This is a genomic window from Rossellomorea aquimaris, from assembly GCF_020171925.1.
In the GTDB taxonomy this organism is placed as follows: domain Bacteria; phylum Bacillota; class Bacilli; order Bacillales; family Bacillaceae_B; genus Rossellomorea; species Rossellomorea aquimaris_F.
Window position 1 is genome coordinate 105,777 of record NZ_JAIVAR010000004.1, and the last position, 17,278, is coordinate 123,054.

Consider the following 17,278-nt stretch of genomic DNA (forward strand, 5'->3'; position numbering starts at 1 on the left):
TAGATTTTAAATATGGGAGTAAGAAAGGGGAGGACCATCATCGAAGCGAAGAAAATAGGAGGTGCCGTACTTTACGGGACTTTAACCATTTTTTTAATAGCCGTCTTGGCAAGCTTTGTCTTTTCAATGATGCTTCGATTCACTGAGCTGACCGAGAATTCAATTTCATTATTCATCACGATTGTCTCATTCCTGGCTTTATTCATCGGGGGCTTCATGTCTGGCGGGAAAGGAAAGATGAAGGGATGGATGCTCGGGGGAGCCACTGGATCCATCTATACAATCATTGTTCTACTGTTTCAATATTTAGGGCATGACAGCCTCTTCTCAGTCGAACAGATGGTCTATCATGGCTGCTATATCGTCACAGCGATGATGGGAGGCATTCTCGGGGTCAATTTAAGCGGCGGCCCTTCAAGGGATTGAACCTAGTGAATAGTGAAAAAAGCAAAGAGGCTGCCCGGTTGTGAATCCACAACCGGGCAGCCTCTTCTCAATCCATTATGCAGTCACTACTTCTCTAATTGCATTGCGATCATATGTAAGTCGGCTGCCGTCTCCACAAAGGATGACTACCTTGCCTTCTTCAATGGCATCAATCGTTCCGTGCAATCCGCCGATCGTGATAATGCGATCGCCCTTCGCCAATTCATTCTGCATCTTCGAGATGGCTTTTTGGCGCTTTTGCTGCGGACGGATCAATAAGAAGTAAAATAGCACGAACATAAGAATCAATGGTAAAATCGTACCTAAACTCTCCATTCCTTGTCCCCTCCTTTCAGTTCAGTTTAGCTTAGAAGTTTTTCGCATCTGGACGGTTAAAGCCATATCGTTCGAAAAATTCTTCTCTAAAGTCCCCCAGACGATCTTCTCGAATCGCTTGTCTGACCTGCTCCATTAAGTTTAACAGAAAATGAAGATTATGATAAGTCGTAAGGCGTATCCCGAATGTTTCATCACATTTGATGAGATGACGGATATATGCCCTGCTGTAATTCTTGCACGTATAACAGTCGCAGTTTTCATCGATCGGCCTGAAATCCCTCGCATACTTCGCGTTCTTCACGACCAGTCGCCCCTCACTTGTCATAAGGGTTCCGTTACGTGCAATACGTGTAGGAAGCACACAATCGAACATATCGATCCCCCTGATCGAACCATCAATCAATGAGTCCGGGGATCCCACACCCATCAAGTAACGAGGTTTATCTGACGGTAGATGAGGTGTCGTGAATTCAAGCACCCTGTTCATGACATCCTTCGGCTCACCGACTGAAAGTCCTCCGACGGCGTATCCCGGGAAGTCGAGTGACACAAGGTCACGGGCACTTTGCTTACGCAGTTCTTCGTATTCACCGCCCTGTACGATTCCGAACAAGCCTTGATCATGTGGCCTTTGGTGAGCGGACAGGCATCTTTCGGCCCATCTCGATGTCCTCTCGACTGAGCTCTTCATGTAGTCGAATTCAGCTGGATAAGGTGGACATTCATCGAACGCCATCATGATGTCCGATCCAAGGGCGTTCTGGATTTCCATAGCCTTTTCAGGGCTGAGGAATAACTTGTCACCATTCAAGTGATGGCGGAAGTGGACACCCTCTTCCTCGATTTGGCGAAGCTTGCTTAAGCTGAACACCTGGAATCCACCGGAATCAGTCAGGATGGCACGGTCCCAGTTCATAAATTTATGAAGGCCGCCCGCTTCCCTTATGATTTCATGTCCTGGACGGAGCCATAAATGATACGTATTGCTTAAGATGATGCCCGCATCCATCGATTTCAGGTCTTCGGGGGACATCGTTTTAACAGTGGCAAGCGTTCCTACCGGCATGAAAACCGGTGTCTCGAAGCTACCATGAGGTGTATGGACACGACCGAGCCTCGCCCCTGTTTGTTTACAGGTTTTGATCAATTCATATTTTATTGCAGTCAAGATGGTGATTCTCCTTCCAATTTAGGTAAAGCGATTGGTTACTTAATGAACATTGCATCGCCGAAGCTAAAGAATCTGTATTGTTCCTTTACGGCTGTGTTATATGCATGCAACACGTTTTCTCTCCCGGCCAGTGCACTGACCAACATGATCAACGTCGATTTAGGCAGATGAAAATTCGTGATCAGACCATCGATCCCTTTGAATTCATAGCCGGGATAGATGAAGATATTCGTCCAACCGTTTTCCTCGACGAACTCCCCATGCTTTGAGGCGATGGTCTCAAGTGTACGTGTGGATGTCGTACCGACCGTGATGATCCGTCCCCCATTCGCCCTTACTTCATTCAGAAGGCGAGCTGTCCCTTCTGAAACCTGATAGAACTCTGCATGCATATCATGGTCTTCAATGTTATCGACAGAAACGGGCCTGAACGTGCCGAGGCCGACATGAAGGGTGATGAAAGCGATATGTACCCCTTTTGCTTTCAATTCCTCCAGAAGCTCTTCCGTAAAATGGAGACCGGCAGTCGGCGCTGCAGCGGATCCCCTTTCCTTGGCAAATACCGTTTGATAACGGTCCTGTTCATCGAGGCGTTCACGGATATAAGGCGGCAGGGGCATTTCCCCCAGTTCATCCAGCACTTCGTAGAAAATGCCTTCATAAGAGAATTCCAGGATTCTCCCACCATGCTCCTTCAACCCTGTACAAGTCGCTTTTAGCTTTCCGTCACCGAAGACGATCTCCGTCCCGACCCGCACACGTTTAGCCGGCTTGACGAGCGTTTCCCACTGATCGCCGTCTTCCTGTTTAAGGAGAAGTACTTCTAAATTCGCACCCGTATCCTGTTTCTGGCCGAAAAGCCTTGCAGGAAGGACTCTCGTATCATTCAACACGAGGCAATCCCCTTCATCAAGGAAGTCGACGATATTCTTGAATTTATGATGGGCGATCGACCCTTCTTCTTTATCCAAAACCATCAGCCTGCTCTCTGAACGATGCTCAAGCGGTGTCTGAGCAATCAGTTCCTCAGGCAGATGAAAATCAAAATCTTCTACATTCACTACAATTCACCCTGCTTTTCAATCTCACTTATGAGTTTATTTGAATCGTCCTATCAAATAAAAGACAAGAGAAAGTATAACACTTAACAAGATAGAAGTCATAAGCGGAAAATAAAATGTTGTGTTCTCTTTTTTTATCACGATGTCACCGGGCAGCTTCCCGATCTTGATAAATTGCATCAGGAATCCGATGATCAGGATGATGCCTCCTAATATCATCAAGAGCTTCGGCAATCCCGTCACTTCGCAGGCACCTCCAGCTGAAAATGTTCATAGACAAGATGGGTCACGATCCTGCCCCTAGGGGTACGCTGTATGAATCCGATCTGCAAGAGATACGGTTCATAGACATCTTCGATCGTATGGGACTCTTCCCCGATGCTTGCGGCTATGGTATCCAGTCCAACCGGCCCACCCCTGAACCGCTCGATGATCCCTAGGAGTAATTTATGATCGATATGATCAAGCCCCAGTTTATCAACTTGAAGAAGCTCAAGCGCTTCTCTCGAAAGTTCAGTCGTGATATCGCCGTTGCCTTTGACCTGCGCAAAATCCCTCACCCTGCGAAGCAATCGGTTCGCGATACGGGGAGTCCCCCTTGAACGCCTTGCCAGTTCCTCTGAAGCCTTCCCCTCGATTTTCGTATCCAGGATTGCGGCTGTCCTTTGGACAATTTCATTCAATTGTTCCTCATTATAGTATTCCAAACGGCATAAGACCCCAAACCTGTCCCTTAATGGGGCTGAAAGGGCACCCGCCCTCGTCGTCGCTCCGACAAGGGTGAAAGGCGGAAGATCTAAGCGGACCGACCGTGCACTCGGGCCATTTCCGATCACGATATCAAGACAGAAGTCTTCCATCGCCGGATATAGCACTTCCTCGATCGCCCGAGGGAGACGGTGTATTTCATCTATGAATAGTACATCCCCGGGTTCAAGCGCAGTCAGGACGGCGGCAAGGTCCCCCGGGCGTTCGATCGCCGGACCTGAAGTTGTACGAAGGTTCACACCCATTTCATTGGCAATGACGGCGGCCAGTGTGGTTTTCCCCAGTCCCGGTGGTCCATATAACAAAACATGATCCAGTGTTTCACGTCGCATTTTTGCCGCTTCGATGAACACTTCGAGATTGTGCTTGACCTTATCCTGACCGATATATTGCTTGATCGTCTGTGGCCTCAATGAATATTCAAAGGAATCCTCATTGAATTCAGATTCACCTGATACCAGCCTTTCTTCCATTTAGCCTTCCTCCTTTCTTTGTCTGTGATTATTTCAATAAAAGCTGCAAAGCTTTCCGGATGATTTCATCCGAGGATAAGCCCTGTCCTTCCAGTTTTGGTTTCACTTTCTTGATTTCCCTGTCGGAGTATCCTAGCGCCTTAAGAGCAAGGATCCCTTCTTCAAACGCTTCATCCTTGTCTCCTGTTCCGGTGGTTTGACTTTCCTCGTTGAACAGATTCGGGAAGTAATCGGGAACAACATCCTGCAGCTTCCCTTTCAGATCAAGGATCATCTGGCGTGCGGTTTTCTTACCGACTCCAGGGAATTTCGTCAGGAAGCTTTCATTTTCTTCCTCGATCGCCGAGATGACCTGCTGAGGTGCACCGGAGGCGAGGATCGCGAGTGCCCCTTTCGGACCGATCCCTGACACATTCAAGAGCTTCATGAACAATAGCTTTTCTTCAAGTGCAAGAAATCCGTATAATGCAATCAGATCCTCCCGCACATGCTGATATGTATAAATCTGCATCTCTTGATTTTGATATTTCGAATAAAGGAATGGATTGGCTGTATACAATTGATAGCCGATCCCATTATTTTCAACAACGACATACTCAGGACCCACTTGGCTCACGGTCCCTTTTATATATTCATACATAAAGTTCTCTCCCTATCATTAAATACTCATTGTATCATATTTTAATGGATCAAGGCGGTAAATAACTTCTCGAACAGAGAAACACCTGTTCCTATTTTAGCAAAAAATGATCGTCTGTGTATGAAAAAAGGGAAAGTATTTTTCATGTGTTGTTCCGCTCCATCCGCATGATCAAATGGATAGAAAAAAACAACCGGAAAAATGCCTCTTCCTGGTTGTTTTATGTTTTCCGTCACTGAGTTTCATTTTGATACAGAATATTGCTTAAAGCTTTCCAATACTTCCTCGAACTTTTGCTTCGATTTCACAGGGATGCCTTTCAGCAAGCTTTCATGGCTTGTGCTCTCGAGCTTTTCAATATCGATTTGGAAGAAAGACTGAATGATCTCCGCCTGACCCGGCTTGCCGTTGAAAATGGATAGGACACCATCTTCTGAAATACCGAAATAGCCATTTGTCTTTAAGAGAGGGGAAATATCATCCACTTGCTTCTGGAAAGTGACTTCTTCCTCAGTCATATCGATCAACTGCCAGTCCCTGTATTCAGCCCAGAAATCTTCCATGCTCCAAATCGTTTCCTGCACAATCTCCTCACTGACCTCTCCGTCGAGATACACCCGCTCGAGTTTCACCATGACGGTATGTGCAGATGCCACATCGACAAGGGAATCATCGATTTTCTCTACTCCCTCACCGTCGGCAGCATGCTTTTCTTCTGTGTAAAAAAAGGTGAAATAAAAAGCACCCAGAAGCAACATTACCATAAACACGATTCGAATCTTCATCGTCATCGTGATCACCTCGTACTCATTTTGTGTTATTCTCCATTCATTATTGTGGCCAAACCCTGCTAAGAATATCCAATATGTAAAAATTTTTCACAAAAAAAGACCACCAAAAGAGCTTCCTCTTTTAGTGATCTTCCCCTTTAATCTTTATTCTTCAATGACTTGAACATATCGTTGATATCAAGGTTGATGCCTTCAAATGGCCCGCCGTCACGTAGATCATTATCGATATTCCTGACTCGGCTGAACGTCCCTTCATCTGTCACGACTGAAACGGAACGGCCATCAAGATATGGTTTTACAGCTTTCTTTATCCTTGCTTTCGTTTCTTCTTCTTTCTCTTTGCTGTGATCCCTAAGTTCTACCGCAATCAGCACATCGGTTCCATATGCAACTGCACGGACGTCACTTACATTCTTGACGTTTCCAGTGACATCACCGATTTTCTCGGCAAGATCTCCTTCATACGCTGTATAGTAAGACCTGTTCGCTTTTCGTGTATTATCATCTAAATGCCCGTGATAATTTGCGTCCCCATGACTCGCACGTCCATCCTGTTCGAAATAACTCTTGTCATAGTCAGCAAGTGGGGCAGAAGGATTTCGCGGATTGCCATTTTCGTCCTTCACTTGAAGGTACTCACGTTTTTTCTGGCGTATATCCTTTCCTTCCTTCCCGATCGGAGAATGATCATACATCTCTGTCAACGGGCCGTCTCTTTCATCCCGTTTATCCCCGCCGTGGCCTTCATTGGAATAATACCCTAATGGCTCATAGGAATCAGTATACGGATTCTGTGCTTCTTCCTCTCCTGTGTTACAAGCTGCCAGACCGATCGTCATGACGGCCGCCATCGGTACCATGAATAATCGTTTATTCAATGGGGCTTCCTCCTTCAACCAGCTGATTGAGCATATGATATGCTCATCTTTAGGTTGTGGAGGAGCACCTTTCTTCATTCCACCAAGTAGTTGGAGGCTTCTCCTACATTATGGATTCAGGAGTCGATTGATTTCTTGTTGAAGTTCTTGGCAGAACTGCATCCTCTCAGGAAATTGCTGGACCGTTAAATGGATGAGGTAATTCCAGGAGCGTTGTTTATAATCAATGCCTTCCCTGAAAAAACGGTTCCACTCCCTAAAGACGTCCGTAGGGTACAATAAACCAAGATAAAAATAGAGATGATCATGATATTGGCGGTATTGTTCGAGCTGCTTTATTTCGTTCAGGGACCAATCGATGAACGGAAGGATCCTGTTGCAGAACTGCAGATCATCCATTAATGGGGTGGAAAGAGCGATCAGATCAAAGTCGATCATATAAACAACCCCATTTTTCCCCCTTAAAAAATTATGATGAGCGACATCTCCATGTGTGACACATGTCGGTTTTTTATTCATATTCAACGCTTCCAATTGCTCGACCGTCCGTTTTCCCCACTCAAGATAAGTATAAAGATAATAAGGCTGTATGAAGGATTGAAGAAAGGGGATATTATGCTCAAACTGAATCAATCGTTTCTTCCACTTCTTAAGCCATTTGAATTTAGGCAGGCTTTCAAGCCATTTCCCCTCCATGTTCCCAGTGCACGCGTGAAACCTTTTAAGTACGGTCAGAACGTCCTTTCTGTCCCGTTCTTTTGCATAGCTGATGGGTTCACTTGTTTCAAGCCATGCCGTCAGTCCGATGGGATGCCCTTCAAAAATCAATATTTCTCTCTGGTGGATGGGGTGAAAGGGAATGACGTGGGTGAAATTTTGCCGGATCAACATTCTCGTCAGTGTTTCCTGCATAATGAACCTGCTCTGATTTGGATACCGTTTCACAAACCATTTCATACCACGAGTGTTCAACACCCATTTCCCTTCTTTTATTTCAGTCAAGGACATGGAATAATCATTTAGCTTATTCATCAAAAAAGAAAGGAGACGATAGGTATAATCGTCTCCTCCGGGATATTGATCAGCCGTCAAGATCATCATCTTGGAAGTTCGGCATGAAGAAATTCCTCGGTCCATACATCCCTTGACCCATCATACCAGGACCGTATCCGTATGGAGCTTGCATTCCTTGATTCATTCCTGGCATCATCCCATGTCCTTTAGGACCTCCACAGCCACAATCTTCTTGGTCGCTTGCTCCCATCACGCCGGATGGTTGACCCATCGGGGATTGTGCTCCCATCACGCCGGACGGGTGACCCATCGGCCATTGTGCTCCCATCACACCCGACGGTTGACCCATTGGGGATTGCGCTCCCATCACACCGGACGGGTGACCCATTGGGGATTGTGCTCCCATCACGCCGGACGGGTGACCCATTGGGGATTGTGCTCCCATCACGCCGGACGGGTGACCCATTGGGGATTGTGCTCCCATCACACCAGACGGTTGACCCATCGGCCATTGTGCTCCCATCACACCGGACGGGTGACCCATCGGGGACTGCGCTCCCATCACACCGGACGGTTGACCCATCGGGGACTGTGCTCCCATCCAATGGCTTGATGAAGGGGATTCGTCCATTGCACCCTGTACCTGACCCTGGTTCCATAGAGGCTGAGCAGGCATGCCTCCATGGAATCCCGATCCTGGCATAACCGGAGATACTGGATAGCAATTTTCATACGGCATCCATTGAGCCGGCAACGTTTGTGGAGGCATCTGTCCAGGCATCTGCACGGACGGATATTCATTGTCTTCATCGGAAGCTCCCATCACACCAGATGGCTGACCCATTTGGGACTGTGCTCCCATCACACCAGATGGCTGACCCATTTGGGACTGTGCTCCCATCACACCGGATGGCTGACCCATCGGCGCTTGTGCTCCCATCACGCCGGATGGCTGACCCATTGGCCATTGCGCTCCCATCACGCCGGACGGTTGACCCATCGGGGACTGTGCTCCCATCACGCCGGATGGTTGACCCATCGGCCATTGCGCTCCCATCACACCGGACGGCTGACCCATTGGGGATTGCGCTCCCATCACGCCGGATGGTTGACCCATCGGACTCTGATTAGGCATAAACGGCATCATGGAAGATGATTCTTCATACTGACCACCCATACCATGCATCATTGGCATTTGGTGCATTCCAGGCATCATGGCTCCTTGCACCTGTCCGCCGGGACCCATCGGCATTCCGTATCCCGGATGCATTCCTTGTGGTCCAAAGCCGGAACCAGGCATCACTGGGGAAACTGGTACGCAATTATACGGATTGAAATACATAGGCTGATTATACCCTCCTTGTGGTTGAGACGGTGCAGTAGGCATTTGCAAGCTTTCTTCTTCGTCCTGTACACCTTTGACATTCGTTTGTTTAGGCTTTTCAGCTTTAGGTTCTTTTTTCTCTTGGAATTGTGGAAGAACATTGGAAGGTTTAGGCGGCATCTTTGGCTGTTCTTTCATTTTAGGCTGGGTTTTCGGTTGTGGTTTTGGCTGCTGGACTGGTTTTTGCATCGGCTGTTGCATTGGCTGCTGCATTGGCTGCTGCATTTGCATATTGGCCATATTCATCATGTAATAATTGTTAATATCGATTTCCGGGATGACCGGTTTCGGCATCTTCGGCGTGAACGGTTTTTGTGCTTCCTTTGGCTTTTCTTTCTTCGGTTGCTCCGCTACAGGCTGCGTGATCGGCTTCTGCTCTTTAAAAGGATGCTCAGCTTTTGGCATCTCTTTCATCGGCATTTCCTTCTTTGGTGCTTCTTTAGATCCGAATTTTATCTGTGCTTCTTTTTTTACGGATCCACCTGTCGTCGGAACTTTGATTTTCATACCCGGCATTATCATATCTGGGTTGGACAACTGGGCATTCATCTGTTTTAACTCTTCGAAATTCACACCATATTTCTTGGCGATTTTCCAAAGAGTGTCCCCTTTTTGAACAATATGGATTTTCACTCTTTTTCCCTCCTCAGGCATAAGTCTATATATCCTATGACAAGATAGGCAAATTGCTAATCATCTACATAAAAACTTATGAATGATGAAAAAAAAATATACCTGAAGGGAGTCTAATGTCCTTTACATAGGCTTTGAATATCAACATCTGTTAAACACCGCTGCCCGATTTCCGTGCAAAACTTCGATTTCCGCGGGCGTTTGGTGAGCCTCCTCGTCGCATTCGCTCCTGTGGGTCCGAAAAACGGAAGTGGGCGTTTTGCTCCCTTTGAAAAATGTTCTTCGTCTTTAGAGGCGTTTTTTGCCTCAAAAGTCGAAGGTTAATTTTCAAACGGGAGCAGACCACTGGAGTTAGACACGTCTCACCTAACTCGCTTTTCCCGCAGGAGTCTTCGTTTTGCACTCCAATCAACCGCTGGAATCGGTTATGAATAATGATAAGCCTACACACCTTAATTTGAATAAAGTTTGTAGTTTAGTTCTTAGTGAACCTCGAAACGGATCCATGGACAATCCCCTACCAAGAAGCTAGTTTCGTTCATGATAACTCGGTCATGGGGAGAAAATTGTCAAGCTCCATTTCACAGCTAGAGATGGGTTAAAATAGAAAACTTTGTATAAATGAGCGAAATAAAAAACAAGCAGGATTTTTTTCATCCTGCTTGTTTTCCTAAAGTGGTGTACATGTAGAGCAACTCCCGGTTACGCCCGGGCTAACATCCTGTCTAATGCCAATATAGCATTTGCAGATACATCCTCATCCACTGTTATGATATTTTTCGGATGTCCATCGATTATGTTCTCCAGTGACCAAAGCAGGTGGGGCAGGTCGATCCTGTTCATGGTAAGGCACGGACACATATAAGGATTCAGGGAGATGATCTTTTTATCCATATGTTCGTTGATGAGGCGTTTCACAAGGTTCATTTCTGTCCCGATTGCCCATGAGGAACCCGGTGGCGCTTGGCTGATGGTTTCTATGATGAACTTGGTACTTCCGTTATAGTCAGATTTCTCAACTACTTCCCTTCTGCATTCGGGATGTACGATGATATTCATATCCGGGTACTTACCCCGTACATCATCAATGTTCTTCAACGTGAAGTTTTCATGGACAGAGCAATGCCCTTTCCACAGGATGACCTTAACGTCCTTTATTTCCCCTTCATAGATCAGTTTATGTTGAATAGGGTCCCAAACCGCCATTTCATCCAGCCTCACGCCAAGGTCTGCCGCCGTATTCCTGCCAAGGTGCTGATCTGGGAGGAACAAGATCCTTTCCTTTTCACTCAATGCCCATTTAACCATCCCATGCGCATTGGAAGATGTGACTGTTGCCCCGCCATTTTTTCCTACAAAGCTTTTGATGGCAGCCGTTGAATTGACGTATGTCAGCGGGATGATGGTATCCCCGATTAAATCCCCGAGCGTTTTCCATGCAGATTCCGTTTGATGGATATCGGCCATATCAGCCATTGAACAGCCAGCCCTCATATCCGGCAGGATCACTTGCTGATGATTCCCGGTCAAAATATCGGCTGTTTCCGCCATAAAGTGAACGCCACAGAATACGATGTAGTCAGCTTCTTGATTCCTGGATGAAATTTGCGCCAATTGAAGCGAGTCGCCGACAGCATCTGCAAATTGAATGACCTCATCTTTCTGATAGTGGTGAGCTGGTATAAAAAGCCTCTTCCCAAGTGTTTTCTTTATTTCCCATACCCTGTTCTTCATTTCTTCCGTGGAGAGCTTTAAGATCGATTCTGGAATACTGACCGTATCCGCTGTCAATTCTTCAAGTAATCCCATTATAAATCCCCCTCTTCTGCTAGTACCCTTGCGCTGATGTCCAAAGACTTAATCGAGTGAGTAAGGTAACCGAGTGAAATGTAGTGAACCCCCGATTGCGCATACTCTCTCACGTTATCCTCCGTGATCCCTCCGGAAGCCTCCGTAATGATGTGGGAAGGTACATGATGGATCCATCCCTTGATTTCTTGTGGCGTGCAGTTATCAAACATGATGATGTCCGCTCCGCTTTCAACCGCTTCAATCAATCCATTTTCACTTTCGATTTCCACTTCGATTTTCACCGTGTGGCCGCACTGTTTCCTTGCTTTCTTCACGGCACTCGTTATGGATCCTGCAAATGAGATGTGATTATCCTTCAACATCACTGCGTCATAAAGTCCGAAGCGGTGATTATAGCCCCCACCTGTCCTGACAGCATATTTTTCAAGCATACGCAGGCCAGGAGTGGTTTTTCTCGTATCACAGATCCTGACACCGCTTCCCTCTACCTTGCGGACTGCCCGGTTCACTGTTGTCGCTATGCCGCTCATCCGCTGGATCAGATTCAGTACAACCCGCTCACCTTGAAGGAGGGTCCTCATCCCTCCTGTCACTTTGGCGATGAGTTCCCCTTCTTTCACACTGTCTCCATCTTCGGCATACACTTCAACCTCCGCTTCGTCACCCAACAATGGGAAAGCGAGTTCAATGATTTTTCTGCCGCAGAAAATCCCTGCTTCCTTCGCAATGAGATGAAACGTTCCCTTTTCGCCTTCAGTGAAAATACTCTCTGAGGAAAGATCTCCGTCACCGATATCTTCTTTATAAAATTCTTCAAGCATAGATTTCAATCTGATGTTGTTCATCGTGGACCACCTTCAATTGATGATTATCTTTCAGTAACCCTATCGTGCGTTTATACCAATGCACATTATTTTCTTCAGGGAAGTCGGAGCGGATATGGGCACCCCTCGACTCCGTCCTCGAAAATGCAGCCTGCGTGATCAGCGTGCTGACCACCCACATTAAGTATGATTGGATCTCTTTTTGTGATAACCGTTCGAGATTTGCCTGAAATGATAGCTTTTGTGATTTCAGCCACTTCATATGACGTGTCAACCCGTGTCCGCTTCGGATGATTCCGACATCCATCATCATTCGTTCTTTCAGTTCCTGAGGATCAAAACGGATGTCGGGTGTTTCACATGCTGGCCGAGGATATCTTATTTCTTCCACTGGTAGGCCAGGCTCACTGACACCTTTCAAGTAAGAGGCCAGCCTTTCACCATAAACCAAGCCTTCTAGAAGGGAGTTGGAAGCGAGCCTGTTTGCACCATGAAGACCGGTACACGCTACTTCGCCGATTGCGTACAGTCCTTTGACGGAAGTCCGCCCATATTCATCCGTCACGACTCCCCCCATCGTGAAGTGACAGCCTGGTGAAACGGGGATTTTCCCCATTGCTAGAGAGATACCATGTTGTTCACACATCCTCGTGATGGATGGGAACTTCGTTTCGAAAGCCTTTACAGGTGTGATGTCGAGAAACACCTCTCTTCCTGCCAATCGCTCACTGTTAATCTTTTCCGCCACAATATGACGCGGTGCAAGCTCGAGCTGGCTGTGCACTCCTTCCATGATCCGTTCCCCTGCATCGTTCAAAAGGAGTGCCCCTTCTCCGCGTACGGCCTCAGAAACAAGACCGACCCCATGCTGATCCACGGTTAGAAGGGTAGGATGGAACTGAATGAATTCCATGTCGGCAAGAACCGCCCCCGCCCGAAAGGCAAGCGCCAGCCCATCACCCGTCACGACAGGTGCATTGCTGCTGATGGAATAAATAGCGCCTGCACCTCCTGTGGCAAGTACGACGTGCGTTGCCATATGAACACGAACCGATCCGTCTTCACATTTGGTCCTGACTCCGGTACAGCGTCCCTTCTCATTTGTCAAAAGTTCAAATGCCATTTCCCCCTGTACGAGGCGGACTTTGTCATTCAACGCTTCCATCAAGTAATCGATCATGAGCTTTCCAGTCTGATCTCCCCCGCTATGAAGGATCCTCGCCATGCTGTGTGCACCTTCCATCCCGAGAGAAAGCTCCCCATCATCATTTCTGTCAAAGGGTGCTCCCTCCCTGATCAGTTCAGCGACGATCCGCTTTCCGTCGCGGATCGCATCCTTTACGACACTTTCCAATTGATGGCCGCAGCCAGCCGTAATCGTATCCCTTGCATGAAGCCCGACTTTATCACCGGTGCCGATCGGAGCAGCAATGCCTCCTTGGGCAAGATATGAGTTGCTATCTTTCATTTTATTCTTTGTGATAATCATCACATTCAGATGCCCCTGAAGATGGCGGGCAAGCTGTAAAGCAGAAATCCCGCTTCCAATAATGATTACATCGCTGTTTGTCATGATTATTTCCTCCTGAACATTTACAGGTGTCTTGACACATATATTTACACATAATTAAACTAATGACAAGAGTTTTTTATAGATTACTAATTTTGAAAGATTTAAAGGAGAATGGGAAATGCTTTATTTTGATTACGCGTCAACAACACCGGTCGATCCCGAATGTTTACGTATTTATACAAAAGTCAGTGAAGACTATTGGGGAAACACAAGCTCTCTCCATGATACTGGAGGAAAGGCGAAACTCCTGCTCGAAAACTGCAGGACGAAGCTCGGCACGATCTTGGGTGTCCCTCCTGCTGGCATCCATTTCACGTCAGGGGGGACGGAAGGAAATCACCTTGCCCTCCTTTCCCTTGCTTTCAGTTATAAAGAAAAAGGGAAGCATATCATCATCGGCGGGGCTGAACATTCGTCCATCCATAGCGCGGCACAATTCCTTGAAGGCCAGGGCTTCAGCGTTTCCAAGATTCCATTCACATCCCAAGGACTAGTGAACCTGCAAGCACTCCAAGATGCAATCACAGAGCACACAACCGTCGTCTCCATCTGTCACGTGAATGGAGAAATCGGTTCCATCCAGCCCCTTCATGAAATCAAAGGCATCCTAGAAGGGAAGGATATACTTCTTCACAGTGATATGGTACAGTCCTTCGGCAAACTGGATATCCAAGAAGCAGCAGCCATCGTGGACAGCTTCACCATTTCCTCACATAAAATTTATGGACCTAAAGGAATCGGTGCCGTCTATATCCATCCTCGGTCAACACTCCTTCCATATATGCCCCAGCAGACGCATGAGCACGGATTCCGTGGAGGGACTGTCAACCTTCCGGCCATTGCCGGATTTGTGTCGGCAGCAGCAAAAACCGAACCAGTGAAGGAAACCCAGCGTGTTATCGGCCTCAGGAAGCATTTCTTGGAATTGATGGATGAGGCATTCGGCGACAATCATACGATTTACAGCGCTCCCGATGACAACCAACTCCCCCATGTGGTCGGTCTCAGGATCCATGGTATAGAAGGCCAATGGGCGATGCTAGAGTGCAATCGGCGGGGGATTCATATCTCGACAGGAAGTGCCTGTCAGAACGGAAAACAAGCGACCCCGAAGACGCTCTCAGCAATGGGAGCCGAGGAAAGGGAAGGAAAGGAGTTCATCCGGATCTCCTTCGGGAAGGATACGAGTCATGAGCAAGTGGAAGAATTGGCTTCAGCCCTCGCAAAGATTGGGCATGGGTCCTATATATCTTAACTTGAAGAAACGATTATGATATGATTTCCTATATCAAACGTACGGAGGAGATAATTTTGGCAGGGAAAAAAATTTTAGGTGATGAAAGAAGGAGCGTCATTCTTGATCATCTCATGACAGAACAAATCCCGATTACAGGAGGGGATCTCGCAAAGCTTGCCAACGTGAGCAGACAGGTCATCGTCAGTGATATTACCTTATTGAAGGCAAAAGGGGAGCCCATCATCGCCACAAGCCAAGGGTACCTCTACATGCCAAGTACGAACAGGGACTCCATGGCCGAACGGATCGTTGCCTGTCAGCACCCCCCGGACAGAGCGGAAGAAGAGCTTTTATTATTGGTGGATCACGGTGTCACCGTGAAGGATGTCAAGATCGAACACGGTGTTTACGGGGACCTGACCGCATCCATCATGGTCTCCAACCGGAAGGAAGTTGAACAGTTCCTCTCCAAAATCAGGAAAACGAACGCATCATTCCTGTCAGAATTAACGGACGGCGTGCATTTGCATACACTCATGGCACCCAATGAGGACGCTTTGGTGAAAGCTGTGGATGCACTGAAGCAAGCAGGCTTCTTAATAGAATCCCATAACTGAGAAAATTCCCCTGCCTAAAAGCGGACAGGGGAATTTTTTTTGTAAAGTCGAATCGATTGCTGATCTATTCAGCTAGTAAATAGGAAGCATACGTACCGATCATCTTCACTTCACAGCCGAGTGCCTCCATTTCACTGATTGCTCCCGGAAGAAGGACATCATCCATGCCTTGCGCTACATCGATCAAGAAGAAATAATCACCAAGTCCCGTCTTCAACGGTCTGGATTCAATCTTGCTTAAATTAAGCTGCCTCCATGCAAATGTGGAAAGAACTTGATGAAGTGCTCCCGAGCGATCTTTCGGTAGTGTCACCATGAGCGTTGTTTTGTCTCCAGATCTTTCTTGATCAACTTCCAGCATGTCTCTTTGTTTATGCAACACGATGAAACGGGTATGATTATAAGCAAAATCATGGATGTTTTCGTGGATGATCGTCAGCCCATACTCCCGAGCGGCCAACTCATTGCCAATCGCTGCAAGCGGCTCGTCCCTATGTTCACTCACAAACTTTGCTGCGGCCGCCGTTGACGTCGTCTGCTCCAAGGATGTGCCACGATACGACTGATGAAGGAATTTATGGCACTGCGCCAGAGCATGGGAGTGAGAGAGGATCTTCTTCACCTTCCCTGCACTGCTATCATTGTCGGGATGTACCATCAGATGCTGCTCGATCGGCGAAGTGAGCTCAGCAACGATTGATAAGTCCGCTTCATGAAATAAGTAATCGACTGTAATATGTACAGATCCTTCCAACGCGTTTTCCAGAGGGACCACTGCATAGTCCACTTCTCCCTCCACAACCGCTTCGATACAATCTGGGATTGTGACGCATGGTACTTGTTGTTCCCCTGGGAAGGCCTTTCTCACTGCAAGATCGGTGAAAGAAGCCTGGGGGCCTAAATAAGCAATTTTCAATGGGGTTCTTCCTCTCGAGAAATTTATTGAACATTCTAACACGCCTTGAACTATTTTGTATATACATCTTTTTAAAAAAATCAAATTGGATCGAAGCATAAGCCATCTGTTATGGAATAAGTCGGTTTCAGCCGTTGATTGATGTGTAAGGCGAGATTCCTGCTTGGAGACCGAGATCCCGACGAAAAAACACACAGGCTCCCCGCGGTTGCACGGAAATCAACAGCCCTGTTTAACAGAAACAAAAAAAGAAGTGTCAGGCTCCAGAGCCCAACACTTCCACTTTTTCTACAAATTCCAGTCGTCTTAACTTTGCCAATAGTTCTTCTAAACCGACGGTAAGATCCGTTACGTTCAGGGAGAGTGTCACATTCGCTCTCCCCTGCAGCGGAATCGTCTGGTGAATGGTCAATATATTGCATCCGTGCTTTGCCGTTTCACTGAGAAGATGCGACAACGTACCCGAACGGTCTTCAAGATGAAAGAAAAGTGTGATGATCCTCTCTTTCACCACCGTATGGAACGGAAAGACCGTATCACGGTATTTATAGAATGCACTCCTGCTCAGATCGACCCGGTTGACGGCTTCCCATACCGATTCAGCCTTCCCTCTCTCGATCAACTCTTTCGCATCGAGCGTCTTTTTCATCGCTTCAGGCAGGACATCTTCACGGACAAGATAAAACTTACCGTCCTGAAATTTTTTTCCCAACGATAACTC

The 17,278-nt window shown here is 47.1% G+C and carries 18 protein-coding genes; 3 read left to right on the forward strand and 15 right to left on the reverse strand.

Going from position 1 to position 17,278, the window contains the following annotated elements; genetic code table 11:
- Positions 1 to 12: 12 nt before the first annotated feature.
- A complete protein-coding gene (locus LCM10_RS14890; protein ID WP_224877087.1) occupies positions 13 to 426 on the forward strand; it encodes a TIGR04086 family membrane protein in 414 nt (137 codons plus the stop codon).
- A 75-nt stretch (positions 427 to 501) separates the two neighbouring features.
- On the opposite strand, the gene yajC is transcribed toward LCM10_RS14890, so the two are convergent.
- The 13 genes from yajC to nadB all read right to left on the reverse strand — a co-directional run bounded on the left by yajC (position 502) and on the right by nadB (position 13,787).
- Entirely contained in the window at positions 502 to 762 is a 261-nt protein-coding gene (yajC, locus tag LCM10_RS14895) for a preprotein translocase subunit YajC (RefSeq protein ID WP_224877088.1), read from the reverse strand.
- Positions 763 to 793: 31 nt separating this feature from the next.
- The gene (gene tgt / locus LCM10_RS14900; RefSeq protein WP_224877089.1) at positions 794 to 1,933 is read right to left on the reverse strand and encodes a tRNA guanosine(34) transglycosylase Tgt; all 1,140 of its coding nucleotides are present in this window, start codon (positions 1,931 to 1,933) and stop codon (positions 794 to 796) included.
- 38 nt (positions 1,934 to 1,971) lie between these two features.
- On the reverse strand, positions 1,972 to 2,997 hold the full coding sequence (gene queA, locus LCM10_RS14905; RefSeq protein ID WP_224877090.1) for a tRNA preQ1(34) S-adenosylmethionine ribosyltransferase-isomerase QueA: 1,026 nt from the start codon (positions 2,995 to 2,997) through the stop codon (positions 1,972 to 1,974).
- Between the two features lie 36 nt (positions 2,998 to 3,033).
- On the reverse strand, positions 3,034 to 3,240 hold the full coding sequence (locus LCM10_RS14910) for a DUF2905 domain-containing protein (protein WP_224877091.1): 207 nt from the start codon (positions 3,238 to 3,240) through the stop codon (positions 3,034 to 3,036).
- Complete coding sequence (ruvB, locus tag LCM10_RS14915) at positions 3,237 to 4,238, reverse strand: Holliday junction branch migration DNA helicase RuvB (RefSeq protein WP_224877092.1); 1,002 nt, start codon at positions 4,236 to 4,238, stop codon at positions 3,237 to 3,239. Before ruvB ends, LCM10_RS14910 begins: the two co-directional genes overlap by 4 nt.
- Positions 4,239 to 4,266: 28 nt before the next feature.
- Positions 4,267 to 4,878, reverse strand: coding sequence for a Holliday junction branch migration protein RuvA (gene ruvA, locus LCM10_RS14920; RefSeq protein ID WP_224877093.1), 612 nt, complete (start codon positions 4,876 to 4,878; stop codon positions 4,267 to 4,269).
- Positions 4,879 to 5,120: 242 nt separating this feature from the next.
- Positions 5,121 to 5,669: an intercompartmental signaling factor BofC gene (locus tag LCM10_RS14925; RefSeq protein WP_224877094.1), complete on the reverse strand. Its 549-nt coding sequence runs from the start codon at positions 5,667 to 5,669 to the stop codon at positions 5,121 to 5,123.
- A gap of 137 nt (positions 5,670 to 5,806) precedes the next feature.
- The gene (locus LCM10_RS14930; protein WP_224877095.1) at positions 5,807 to 6,547 is read right to left on the reverse strand and encodes a YhcN/YlaJ family sporulation lipoprotein; all 741 of its coding nucleotides are present in this window, start codon (positions 6,545 to 6,547) and stop codon (positions 5,807 to 5,809) included.
- Between the two features lie 108 nt (positions 6,548 to 6,655).
- On the reverse strand, positions 6,656 to 7,639 hold the full coding sequence (locus LCM10_RS14935) for a phosphotransferase (protein WP_224877096.1): 984 nt from the start codon (positions 7,637 to 7,639) through the stop codon (positions 6,656 to 6,658).
- Positions 7,629 to 9,578 (reverse strand): SafA/ExsA family spore coat assembly protein, encoded by a 1,950-nt coding sequence (safA, locus tag LCM10_RS14940; RefSeq protein WP_224877097.1) that lies wholly within the window; start codon positions 9,576 to 9,578, stop codon positions 7,629 to 7,631. The genes LCM10_RS14935 and safA overlap by 11 nt, the downstream gene beginning before the upstream one ends.
- A gap of 702 nt (positions 9,579 to 10,280) precedes the next feature.
- A complete protein-coding gene (gene nadA / locus LCM10_RS14945) occupies positions 10,281 to 11,387 on the reverse strand; it encodes a quinolinate synthase NadA (RefSeq protein ID WP_224877098.1) in 1,107 nt (368 codons plus the stop codon).
- Positions 11,387 to 12,235 carry a carboxylating nicotinate-nucleotide diphosphorylase gene (nadC, locus tag LCM10_RS14950; protein WP_224877099.1) on the reverse strand — a complete coding sequence of 283 codons (849 nt, stop codon included), beginning with the start codon at positions 12,233 to 12,235 and terminating at the stop codon, positions 11,387 to 11,389. The genes nadA and nadC overlap by 1 nt, the downstream gene beginning before the upstream one ends.
- A complete protein-coding gene (gene nadB, locus LCM10_RS14955; RefSeq protein WP_224877100.1) occupies positions 12,204 to 13,787 on the reverse strand; it encodes an L-aspartate oxidase in 1,584 nt (527 codons plus the stop codon). The genes nadC and nadB overlap by 32 nt, the downstream gene beginning before the upstream one ends.
- A 118-nt stretch (positions 13,788 to 13,905) precedes the next feature.
- On the opposite strand from nadB, the gene LCM10_RS14960 reads away from it, so the two are divergent.
- Together LCM10_RS14960 and LCM10_RS14965 are read left to right on the forward strand one after the other, a co-directional pair.
- Positions 13,906 to 15,042: an IscS subfamily cysteine desulfurase gene (locus LCM10_RS14960; protein WP_224877101.1), complete on the forward strand. Its 1,137-nt coding sequence runs from the start codon at positions 13,906 to 13,908 to the stop codon at positions 15,040 to 15,042.
- 20 nt (positions 15,043 to 15,062) lie between these two features.
- Positions 15,063 to 15,641, forward strand: coding sequence for a transcription repressor NadR (locus LCM10_RS14965; protein WP_263621524.1), 579 nt, complete (start codon positions 15,063 to 15,065; stop codon positions 15,639 to 15,641).
- Positions 15,642 to 15,705: 64 nt separating this feature from the next.
- Here LCM10_RS14965 and pheA read toward each other — a convergent pair whose 3' ends face one another.
- Together pheA and LCM10_RS14975 are read right to left on the reverse strand one after the other, a co-directional pair.
- Positions 15,706 to 16,557 (reverse strand): prephenate dehydratase, encoded by an 852-nt coding sequence (pheA, locus tag LCM10_RS14970; RefSeq protein ID WP_224877102.1) that lies wholly within the window; start codon positions 16,555 to 16,557, stop codon positions 15,706 to 15,708.
- A 256-nt stretch (positions 16,558 to 16,813) separates the two neighbouring features.
- Positions 16,814 to 17,269, reverse strand: a complete 456-nt coding sequence (locus tag LCM10_RS14975) for an ACT domain-containing protein (protein WP_224877103.1) — start codon at positions 17,267 to 17,269, stop codon at positions 16,814 to 16,816.
- Between the last annotated feature and the right edge of the window lie 9 nt (positions 17,270 to 17,278).

Excerpts from the sequence above, each read along its gene's own strand:
- LCM10_RS14890 (WP_224877087.1), top strand. The coding sequence starts at position 13 with ATGGGAGTAAGAAAGGGGAGGACCATCATCGAAGCGAAGAAAATAGGA.
- yajC (WP_224877088.1), bottom strand. The coding sequence starts at position 762 with ATGGAGAGTTTAGGTACGATTTTACCATTGATTCTTATGTTCGTGCTA.
- ruvB (WP_224877092.1), bottom strand. The coding sequence starts at position 4,238 with ATGGAAGAAAGGCTGGTATCAGGTGAATCTGAATTCAATGAGGATTCC.
- ruvA (WP_224877093.1), bottom strand. The coding sequence starts at position 4,878 with ATGTATGAATATATAAAAGGGACCGTGAGCCAAGTGGGTCCTGAGTAT.
- LCM10_RS14925 (WP_224877094.1), bottom strand. The coding sequence starts at position 5,669 with ATGACGATGAAGATTCGAATCGTGTTTATGGTAATGTTGCTTCTGGGT.
- nadA (WP_224877098.1), bottom strand. The coding sequence starts at position 11,387 with ATGGGATTACTTGAAGAATTGACAGCGGATACGGTCAGTATTCCAGAA.
- nadC (WP_224877099.1), bottom strand. The coding sequence starts at position 12,235 with ATGAACAACATCAGATTGAAATCTATGCTTGAAGAATTTTATAAAGAA.
- nadB (WP_224877100.1), bottom strand. The coding sequence starts at position 13,787 with ATGACAAACAGCGATGTAATCATTATTGGAAGCGGGATTTCTGCTTTA.
- LCM10_RS14960 (WP_224877101.1), top strand. The coding sequence starts at position 13,906 with ATGCTTTATTTTGATTACGCGTCAACAACACCGGTCGATCCCGAATGT.
- LCM10_RS14965 (WP_263621524.1), top strand. The coding sequence starts at position 15,063 with ATGATTTCCTATATCAAACGTACGGAGGAGATAATTTTGGCAGGGAAA.